Annotated in this window: 10 protein-coding genes and 1 riboswitch; of the genes, 1 reads left to right on the top strand and 9 read right to left on the bottom strand. The window is 39.4% G+C overall.

Annotation, left to right across the window (positions count from 1 at the left end):
- Positions 1 to 279 precede the first annotated feature (279 nt).
- The gene (locus AC4CUY_RS22005) at positions 280 to 579 is read right to left on the bottom strand and encodes a Fur family transcriptional regulator (protein ID WP_490774719.1); all 300 of its coding nucleotides are present in this window, start codon (positions 577 to 579) and stop codon (positions 280 to 282) included.
- A 38-nt stretch (positions 580 to 617) separates the two neighbouring features.
- Entirely contained in the window at positions 618 to 1,160 is a 543-nt protein-coding gene (locus tag AC4CUY_RS22000; protein WP_336952436.1) for a PadR family transcriptional regulator, read from the bottom strand.
- A gap of 360 nt (positions 1,161 to 1,520) precedes the next feature.
- On the opposite strand from AC4CUY_RS22000, the gene AC4CUY_RS21995 reads away from it, so the two are divergent.
- A complete protein-coding gene (locus AC4CUY_RS21995; protein ID WP_490774718.1) occupies positions 1,521 to 2,282 on the top strand; it encodes a putative porin in 762 nt (253 codons plus the stop codon).
- Between the two features lie 55 nt (positions 2,283 to 2,337).
- Here the strand turns inward: AC4CUY_RS21995 and recJ are convergent, their stop codons facing one another.
- The 7 genes from recJ to AC4CUY_RS21960 all read right to left on the bottom strand — a co-directional run bounded on the left by recJ (position 2,338) and on the right by AC4CUY_RS21960 (position 10,181).
- Entirely contained in the window at positions 2,338 to 4,041 is a 1,704-nt protein-coding gene (gene recJ, locus AC4CUY_RS21990; protein WP_336952440.1) for a single-stranded-DNA-specific exonuclease RecJ, read from the bottom strand.
- Positions 4,042 to 4,698, bottom strand: a complete 657-nt coding sequence (pdxH, locus tag AC4CUY_RS21985) for a pyridoxamine 5'-phosphate oxidase (protein WP_336952442.1) — start codon at positions 4,696 to 4,698, stop codon at positions 4,042 to 4,044.
- 32 nt (positions 4,699 to 4,730) lie between these two features.
- Positions 4,731 to 6,062, bottom strand: a complete 1,332-nt coding sequence (gene glmM, locus AC4CUY_RS21980; protein ID WP_490774717.1) for a phosphoglucosamine mutase — start codon at positions 6,060 to 6,062, stop codon at positions 4,731 to 4,733.
- A 118-nt stretch (positions 6,063 to 6,180) separates the two neighbouring features.
- Positions 6,181 to 7,647, bottom strand: a complete 1,467-nt coding sequence (guaB, locus tag AC4CUY_RS21975; RefSeq protein ID WP_004718605.1) for an IMP dehydrogenase — start codon at positions 7,645 to 7,647, stop codon at positions 6,181 to 6,183.
- 489 nt (positions 7,648 to 8,136) lie between these two features.
- On the bottom strand, positions 8,137 to 8,502 hold the full coding sequence (locus AC4CUY_RS21970) for a YkgJ family cysteine cluster protein (protein WP_490774716.1): 366 nt from the start codon (positions 8,500 to 8,502) through the stop codon (positions 8,137 to 8,139).
- An 89-nt stretch (positions 8,503 to 8,591) separates the two neighbouring features.
- Entirely contained in the window at positions 8,592 to 9,389 is a 798-nt protein-coding gene (locus AC4CUY_RS21965) for an oxygen-binding di-iron domain-containing protein (RefSeq protein ID WP_004718609.1), read from the bottom strand.
- A 213-nt stretch (positions 9,390 to 9,602) separates the two neighbouring features.
- On the bottom strand, positions 9,603 to 10,181 hold the full coding sequence (locus AC4CUY_RS21960) for a TMEM165/GDT1 family protein (RefSeq protein ID WP_336952447.1): 579 nt from the start codon (positions 10,179 to 10,181) through the stop codon (positions 9,603 to 9,605).
- 88 nt (positions 10,182 to 10,269) lie between these two features.
- A riboswitch (yybP-ykoY riboswitch) is annotated at positions 10,270 to 10,427 on the bottom strand.
- Between the last annotated feature and the right edge of the window lie 262 nt (positions 10,428 to 10,689).

Genomic DNA, 10,689 nt, shown 5'->3' with positions numbered 1-10,689 from the left:
CTGCGCCTTGCGTTGCAAACAAAGCAGTGCTTTGTTCTTGCTCAGGGTTGTGGCTAAAATTATCTCAGCCTTCGTTATGAAACTCGAAAATAGTCTTGCTATTCTCTTCGTTTCATGCTTTACGACGTATACGTCTCATGCTCAATTTTAACCTACAACGCAAGCCATTTATGAAATGGCAACAGACCCTCATGTGGTACTAAATTTAATATCCAAAACATCAATATCAAACGCTTGAAAAACCTGCTCCACTGAGGCGATTAAAGACGCTTTATTGATCTAGGTCAGGTCGGCACATTGGATATTGAGTGACTCCACTTCGGATAAATAAGGTAAAGCATACTTAACTTCATCTCTACCGTGCAGATTTTGAGTAATCAAACCGACTTTCTCTAGATCGCTCACCACTCGATATATAGTGGATAAACTGATCTGCTTATTTTGTACATATAACTGCTGATAAATCTGCTTTGCTGTCAGTTGTGCTTTTTGATCCAACAGTGCTTTGAATACAATCACTCTTGCTTGGGTCACTTTTAAATTTGCCTGACGCAGTTTTTGTTGTATCTCACTACTCATGTCTCACCTAAACCTTCTATTGCCCTGTTATTGCATTGTTATAAACGCCCAATTTCTACTGCGGCTTGATCAATTTTTTCAGCGACTTGTCTAACTTGCTCGGCATCAAAATCTTTACCCTTGAGCTTTAAGCGCAATGATGTTTTTAAGTTTTCCATCGCACGATGAATATCCAAATATTGGTCATTTTCATGAATTTCGCGTCGAGTTTCCAAACGCTCTAATAAGTGTTTGATATGCGCGTGCTGCTCTTTTAAATGTAATTTTCCAGCATCTGTAATGTGATATTGCTTACGATCACCTTCTGTATTTTCAGCATGTAGAAAGCCAATTTCTTCAAGATAGGTCAGAGTTGGATAGATCGTGCCCGAACTTGGAGTATAGCCGCCACCGACTAGATCACTGATGGCTTTAATAATTTCATAACCATGTTTTGGCTGTTGCTGTATCAAATGTAAAACCAAAAGCTTCATTTTACCTGATTCAAACAACCGACCTCGTCGTCCACCATAACCTCGTTCGGTATGCTGTTCACGATGCTCAAAGTCATTTTGTGAATGAATATGTCGCTCTAATTTCATCTTTATTTTTCTCAAATTGATCAATTTATAATTATTAAGATATATCTTAATAAGTCTTAATACAACATTATATTACAGAATAAATTTTAATATTTTGATAAATAAGCAATTAAATTATTTTAAATCGATTTATCTTAAAAATTTAAGATATAAAAAGACAGGTAAAGTCTTTCAATAGCATCTATTGGCTATTTTCATTGTTGTTCCGGATTGCTTAAAGCTTTAGCCAATTTCTCGTTTTTATGCTTTTTGACAGTAAACTTTTAATTTTCAGATCTTTAGTCTTGACATGGCGTTTAATTTACATACAATGCGATTTGTAACAAAAAATTAATATTTTTATAACAAAAGGGTCACACAATGTTTAAGAAAACTTTATTTGCTGCATTACTTGCTACTTCTTTTGGGTCTGCACATGCATACCAAGCTGAAATTGGTGGTTCACTCGGCATTGTTGATCCAGATAAAGGGGATACATCTACTGCTTTTGCTATTGATGGAACATATTATTTTAACCCTGTTCAAGTTAAAAACAACCCATTAAACGAAGCGGCCTTTCTAGATCGCGCAAGCAACGTAAGTGCTGGGATTAGCTATATCGATTATGATGCCTACGATGTAACAGCATATGGTGTTGGTATTGAATATTTTGTTCCAAATACCGATTTTTATGCAAGTGCTGCTATTGGGCGCTCAACAGCTAAGGCCGATCATGTAAATGATTTAGATACGACAACTTACTCTGCTGAAGTCGGTTACTTGCCAATCCCAGGTCTTTTGGTTGCTGTTGGTTTAGCAGGCTATGATAATGATTTTAATGATGATATAGATCCAACTATCCGCGCTAAATATGTCACTCAAGTGGGTCGCTATGATATGAATTTTGAAGGCGATGCAAAATTTGGTGATATCGATGATTACAGCGTAGGTACAGATTTATATTTAGATAAAACCTTCAGTGTCGGATTGGCTTATTCAGGTAGCCGTGCTGATGGTAATGATGAAGACAGCTTTACAATTCGTGCAAAAAAATTCTTTACTCAACAAATCAGCTTAGAAGGTTCTGTTGATTTTGAAGATGATGATAATGTTTACGGTCTTCGCGCTGCTTACCGCTTCTAATTATTGATAAACTTTAAAAAACCGCTCTTGTATAAGCGGTTTTTTATCTCTAAATTTACTGCTCTAAATGCAGCATTCTTAACTGTAAACTCACATTGCCATTAAATTGATTTTTATCCAATTCATAAACAATACGTACCCTATCTTGCATGGGATCAAAATTGAATTTATCACGTACATTAAAGGCAATCGCATCAATCGGTTGGCCATTTTCCAAAGCTAAACGCAATTTCAGATGCACTTCTTTTAACCAACGATAATCGATGACTTTAAAACGCCCTTCAAATACCGGTGCAGGAAACTTTTGCCCCCACGGTCCTAATTGCGCCAAAGTCTCTACAGTTTGCAGTTGAAATGCCTGAGCAGGTAATTCACCATCCGTCCACAACACCGCTTGGAATAGTGCATCATCTGATTGAGCAACCAACTCAGTAAAACGTTGTTTAAATTCTTCAAAATGTTGCTTTTGAATGGTCAAACCCGCTGCTGCTGCATGCCCACCAAAATGACTAATCAAATCAGGATATTGCTCGGCAACCTTTTCAATACTGTCTCGAATATGAATACCATCAATTGAACGTGCGGAACCTTTAATATGAATCCCATCTTTATCTGCCGCAAATACAATACTGGGACGATGAAATTGCTCTTTTAAACGTCCTGCTACAATACCAATCACACCTTGATGCCAATGCTCTTCAAACATAACCAGCGCTGCGGGTAAATGGTCTTGATCAAGCTGTAGATTTTCCAACTCTGCCAAAGCCTCTTGTTTGATCTCCGATTCAACTTGACGGCGTTCTAAGTTTAAATCATTGAGTTGGCGTGCCAAAGTGTGAGCTGATTGAATATCGGTTGCCAAAAGACATTCAATACCTATGTCCATGGTTTCCATACGCCCTGCGGCATTAAGACGCGGGCCTAACACAAAACCTAAATCAGATGCTTTTAACTCAGCAGGATCACGCGCGGCAATATCTAATAAGGCACTGATTCCAGCACGACATTGATTTTGCTGAATTCTTTTAACACCAGCATCCACTAAGATACGATTATTATGATCTAGACTAGCAACATCAGCATAGGTACCTAAAGCAACTAAATCCAAATATTGTGGCATTTTTGCGGCAGATTTACCCAATTTTGCCCGATGGCTACTTAACTTTGCTAATAGGTAAAATGCGACTCCGACACCAGCTAAAGCCTTACTCGGAAATTCGCAGCCTAACTGATTGGGATTGACAACCGCTTCAGCCTGAGGGGGCTCTTTTGTGGTCAAATGATGATCAGTAATGATCACCTGCATCCCATGTGATTGTGCTTGTGCTACACCGGCATGACTAGAAATTCCATTGTCGACTGTAATTAATAGATCAGGCTGATATCTTTCAAAAGCCAAATCAGCAATTTTAGGGGTTAAGCCATAACCATACTTAAAACGATCTGGAACGAGGTATTCAACATTGGCGGCCATTTCTCGTAAAGCCAAGATCATCAGTGCGGTACTGGTTGCACCATCGGCATCATAATCACCCACAATCACTATTTTTTTGTGTTGGTCTAAGGCCTGATCAATAATTTGAATGGCTTGTTCTAGACCTTTCATTTCTGGTGCAAGTAAATATTTAAGTTTCAAATCTAATTCTTGTTCAGATTGCACACCTCGACGGGCCAAAATTTCAGCAATAAAGGGTAACACGCCCTGAAAATTTTCAGGGCGTGTAATCAAAGGTCGTTGTTTAATTTGTAATTTTTGCATTTATGGCATCAAACGTTGTATTGTCCAAGATCCAGCGACTTTTTCATAAGTGAGGCGATCATGTAAGCGATTTGGGCGACCTTGCCAGAATTCATAATATGTCGGCTCTAAACGATAGCCTCCCCAAAATTCTGGTTTAGCCAATTCATTTTTTTCAGCCACTTGCTCATACAACGCTTGAAAACGCTGTTGTAAACGTTCCCGACTTTCAATCACGCCACTTTGTGGTGTGCTGATATGCGCTGCAATTTGGCTATCACGAGGACGTTTATGATAATAATCAGTAGACTCTTGTTCAGATATTTTCTGAACTTGACCACCCACACGGACTTGTCGCTCAAGCTCAGGCCAATAGAATAGCAATTCTGCATAAGGATTTTCAGCTAAATCTAAGCCTTTTTGACTGTCATAATTGGTATAAAAATCATAACCAGCCTCCGTAGCACCACGTAATAACACGGTACGTACATGTGGCCGCCCTTGTGCATTTGCGGTTGCCAACGACATTGCATAAGGTTCATGTAGTTTTGCTTCTAAAGCCAAATTAAACCAATTGAGAAACTGCTCATGAGGATGAGCATCGACCTGCTCCTCATGTAGTTCACCTTTTTGATAAGTCAGACGAAGCTCACTTAAGTCTTTAATTACATCACGCATGAAGCAAAACCTTCTACAGACGATACAATATTTTAAGCTGCATTTTGACGAACAGCATCTGCTAAATGATTTGCCAAATCAGTTACTTCTTGCAGATTATCACCTTCCACCATAACACGAATGATCGGCTCCGTCCCTGACTTACGAATTAAAATTCGTCCACGTCCTTTAAGTGCAGCTTCTACTTTATCAAACTCTGCAACCAATGCCGGTACTGCAAAGGGGTCAAACATTTGTTCAAGTCGTACATTGACTAATACATTAGGTAAAGTTTTAAAATCTGCTATCAATTCATCTAAAGATTTATTCTGCTCAACCAATACAGTTAAGACTTGGAGGGCTGCAATGATTGCATCACCAGTTGTACTCTTATCTAAAGTCAGAATATGACCAGATGGCTCACCACCAATCACCCAGTTATTTTCTTCTAAATTTTGTAATACATAGCGATCACCAACTTTAGCACGTACAAAAGGAACTTTGGCTTTTTCAAGTGCTAACTCTAATGCCATATTACTCATGACTGTACCCACGATACCTGCTGGTTTTTGCGACGCTTGTGTCGCTAAAATATACAGGATATGGTCGCCATCAACCAAGTTACCAAAACGATCGACCAAAACCACCCGATCAGCATCACCATCAAAAGCAATGCCTAAATCAGCTTGATGCTCAATCACTGCTTTTTGTAAATTTTCAGGATGTGTCGAACCGCAATCCTTATTGATATTTAAACCATCTGGCTCATTAAAAAGTGCAATAACTTTCGCACCTAATTCACGAAATACTGCTGGGCCTACGCTATAGGCTGCACCATTGGCACAATCCACCACAATTTTTAAATGACGCAAGTTGAAATGATAGGGGAATGTCGATTTACAAAATTCGATATAACGACCATTGGCATCTTTAACACGGACACTCTTACCTAGGTTTGCTGTGTCTTCAATAACAATATCATTCTCAAGCTCTCGATTAATCGCATCTTGAATGGTATCTGGAAGCTTTTTCCCTTCATCTGAGAAGAATTTAATGCCGTTATCAAAATAAGGGTTATGCGAAGCAGAAATCACGATACCTAAATTTGCATGCAATGCACGGGTTAAATGAGCAATTGCAGGGGTCGGTAGTGGCCCAAGCAAGTGTACATAAACACCAGCTGCATTGAGGCCCGCCTGTAAGGCTGTTTCAAGAATATAACCAGACAAACGCGTATCTTTACCTAACACCACAATCGGCTTTGATTTAGGGCTAATTTGCTTTAATACTTTTCCTGCTGCAAATCCGAGTTTAAGTGCAAATTCTGGGGTAATTGGGAGTTCACCAAATTTTCCACGAATCCCGTCTGTTCCAAAATAACTCATTTTTTACCCACTTATTATGTGTTGTATAACAATCAATTTTTAACTTTTACTACTTTACACCAAAATAAAAAAGCCGTCATAAACTGACGGCTTTTTCCAATCAAAATATTACAAAAGATTAACCTACACGATAGTTCGGCGCTTCTTTAGTAATCGTTACATCATGCACATGTGACTCTTGCATACCTGCGGCAGTAATTTTCACAAATTTTGCATTTTGGCGTAAGTCTTCAATCGTAGCAGAACCCGTATAGCCCATAGATGAACGTAAACCACCCATCATTTGATGTACGATATTGCCCATTGGACCTTTGTACGGTACGCGACCTTCAATACCTTCAGGTACCAACTTCTCAGCGCCCGCTTTTGAGTCTTGGAAATAACGATCTGCAGAACCCGTCGCACCCGCCATTGCACCCAAAGAACCCATACCACGGTATGCTTTGTAATAGCGACCTTGGAAAAATTCAACTTCACCTGGCGCTTCTTCAGTACCTGCCATGAGTGAACCCACCATAATCGTACTTGCACCAGCACCAATCGCTTTCGCCATATCCCCAGAAAAACGGATACCGCCATCAGCAATTAATGGAATTTGATCTTTCAATGCATTAGCAACACTATCAATTGCAGAGATTTGTGGCATACCAATACCAGCAACAATACGTGTAGTACAGATTGAACCAGGACCAATACCCACTTTAACGGCATCTGCACCAGCATCAAGTAACGCCAAAGCAGCATCACCCGTTGCAATATTACCGCCAATGACTTGAACTTGAGGGAAGTTTGCTTTTACCCAACGGACACGCTCAATTACACCCGCAGAATGACCATGTGCAGTATCTACAACAATTGCATCGACCCCGGCTTCAACCAAAGCTTCAACACGGCTTGGAGTTTCAGCACCCGTACCCACCGCTGCACCAACACGTAAACGACCTAACTCATCTTTACAGCTGTTTGGATAAGATTCCGCTTTACGGAAATCTGTAACAGTAATTAAGCCTTTTAATGCATTGCTTTCATCAACCACCAATACTTTTTCAATACGGTGTTTTTGCAATAATGCTTGAATATTTTCTTTAGATTCATTTTCACGAACAGTCACAAGACGATCTTGTCCTGTCATGATATTGCTTACTGGTTGTTCCAAGTTCGTTACAAAACGAGTATCTCGGCCAGTCACAATTCCAACCACTTTGCCATCTTTAACGACAGGTACACCACTGATATTGTTGGCTTGCGTAATTGCCATCAAATCACGAATTGTGGTTTCAGGTGTCACGGTAATCGGATCTTTCACCATTCCCGCTTCGAATTTTTTTACACGGCGAACTTCTGCAGCTTGTGCAGAAATATCCATGTTTTTATGTAAAATACCAATACCACCGTTTTGCGCCATTGCAATCGCCATACGTGACTCAGTCACAGTATCCATTGCTGCTGAAACCATAGGGATGTTCAGTTGAATGCCGCGTGTGAGGCGTGTCTTTAGAGAGACATCTTTTGGGAGGATAGTAGAATAGGCAGGGAGTAATAAGACATCATCGAAGGTTAGCGCTTCTTGAACGATGGTCAACATAACAGTCTCGCTGGTAATTTCCGTGAGCTATTATATACAAATTTCCGTTCAATTTTCATTTTTTATTACGTGGATTTCTTTTATTCTCAGTCTCACTTTATTTTTCAGTATCTTATTGAAATAAAAATAGGCTTTGAATATAAGATTTTAGTGGATTTAACACTGCAGCAAAGTGTCGACTTACAGTCTCTGCTTTTAAAGTAACAGCTAGGCTTTCATCAAAAACCCTACTGAACATATGATTATATTGAGTAGCGCAGTCAAGATAGCTTAAATCCAAAAAGCTTGCCCCATTTGATGATGCTTTTTCAACAGGATGGACTATATATTTGTCCATATTCAAGCGCAGCTGTGTGGGAGGAGCTCGACAGTATTTAACAGCGCAACAGCTGACTTTTACACTGGTTGATTATTCAGATTAATCCACTCTTTACCACGTAGAATACTGAATATAAACATTCTTCTATCCTAAATTTTTCCACTTAAGTTTTAACATACCTGATCAAAGTCTTCATCATTGCTGGGGGTAGCAACCTCGATTTCGATCAGCGGAATCAAACCATAGCCTTGTCTTGCTTTTGCACATTGAGAATCACCAGCATGTACCTGTTTGCATGAAGAACTCCGTTGTTCATACATACTACAGCTGACTTGCTGTCCAATCTCACCTTTTAATGCCACACAACGCGGTTGCTTTTGATTGGTGCCCTGCATACAAGAATACACTGCTGTCAAAGGTTCGACATAATCTGCTGGCATGGCTTCTCCTTCTGCCCAATAAAATGAGACTCGGAAAAAGGCGCAACACGCCCCGCAACTTAAGCACGCATCCTGTGCTGATATTTGTAACAACATTTTTTTAAGATTCTCGTTATCAATTTAAAATTTTGGCAAGAAAATCCTAAAAAAAGTCGCACTCAAACTCAATATATTTTTTGAATTTTTTATTGCGGACAGGTAAACACGGACTCATCCATCAAATCGACACCACATTGTAAATTTTCGATCCAGTCTAAAAACTGATGAATCATCTCTTTACCAATAAACGGCTTACCATGTTGTGGCACAATCATTTCAATATCCATTTGACGTACCATTTTCACCCATAAACGGATCACCCGATTGGTACACATATAGCGCTGATGAAAACCATGCATGGTTGGAATGTGCATTGCAAAATCTTCAATTGGTTTCGATGCATCATCAACAATCGATGCCCCCATATCACCTGAGAATAAAATTTTTGAAATTGGATCGTAAAACTGGAAATTTCCAACGGAATGTAGGAAATGCGCAGGAACTACGATAATGCGTGTTTCTCCCAATGGAATAGAGCCTCCTTGGTCAGGCAATTCGATCAGACGCTCTAACCAGCCCCCTTTCATACGATCACTCATAAATGCGGAATTTAAATGAGGTAAAAAGCGTGCCCATAATTTAGATGCGACCACTTTGGCATCGGTATAGACCAACCAACGTGGCATAGAAGTAATGATGTCGGGATCTTGGTGAGATGCCATGACATAGTCTAGATTTTGTAATCGGGTGTATTTATTAAGCTCCATGGTCAGTGGCACATAGGTCAAATCACCGCCGGGATCTAATACTGCTGCACGTTCATTATTTAAAATAAGAAACTGATTGGCTTGTACACCTTCACCTTTCACCAAACTGGTAAAACTTATACATTTATGAGTGCCATTATCAAACAAAACTTGCGATGTGGTGCGATCTAAAGCCATACCAGAAACCCCAAAACCTTTTTTAAAATAAATCTTTAGTTATCCCATACAACATATAAGGTTTTCTTCAAAGTTACAATAAATCTACAACCTAAGTTTAAAGATTATTTGTGTCATCATTCTCAAAATAGTAAAAAACCCAACATTAAGTTGGGTTTTCAGCTTTAAAAATAGATGACTTTATTGATGTTCAATCAGCTAGGAGAATTGAGCTTAAAAAAAGTAATGCTGAACTAAAGCCGCGACACCAATAATAAAGAAGATTGCAGCTCCAATTTTATGAATCAACGCAATAGGTAATTTATCCGCCAATTTATTGCCAATAAATACAGCAGGTGCATTGACCAACATAATCCCCAATGTGGTCCCTAGGGTTACCCAACCGATGCTGTCAAAGCGTGCAGCAAGTGCCACTGTGGCGATTTGAGTTTTATCGCCAATTTCTGCAAGGAAGAATAATACAAAGGTTGCACCAAAGACCCCATATTTTTGCCATTTATTAATACTTTCAGATTCATCATCCAATTCATCTGGAATCAGCATCCACCCAGCCATACCAATAAAGCCAAGTGATACAATCCAAAGTAAAACTGTCGGGCTAAGGACCGTGGTAATCCACTGACCAAGCACAGCCGATACACCATGATTGACAATAGTTGCCAATAAAATTGCAATTAAAATCGGAATAGGTTTACGAAAACGTGCAGCAAGAAGTAATGCGAGTAGTTGTGTTTTATCGCCCATTTCGGATAAAGCGACAACCACTAAAGAGATGAGGAAGGCATTTAACATTTCAAAGTCTCTGGCTAGCAATATTTACCGATGACTTATCCCTCCTGCTAGCCAATATGAATAGTTGCCTATTCAACGCGGAGTGATAAATCAAAGGTCTTGCCAACAAAAGATAGCTGAGTAAACACCTTCAGCTAAATTGGTTCTTTGCTATGATGACCATACTCTGTTGAGTAATTATGTTGATCATCACCCATTTATCATCTCGCAGATGACAAACAGCGGCTACTCCCCAATGAAGTACAGCTATTCTACAACGCTTTATCGATCATTTTCAATTTTTAAAAATTAAAAAATTTAAGGCTTAGATAAACTTCAAAAAATATCGTACCGAAGCATTTTTAATACCCGCATAGAATAAATTCAATTTCGTTCCTCACTAATTTTGAACCCTAGATGGTTATCCTATTGTGGGGCGACATGAATGTCGCCGTTGGCCGGGGGTACAGGACGGACGTATCCCTCACCCTACATGAGCAAAAACAAAGCATAGCTTTGTTTGCAGCGC

The sequence above is a fragment of the Acinetobacter sp. 778_lipA genome (assembly GCF_058242985.1).
This window is presented reverse-complemented; position numbering and strand designations above follow the sequence as displayed.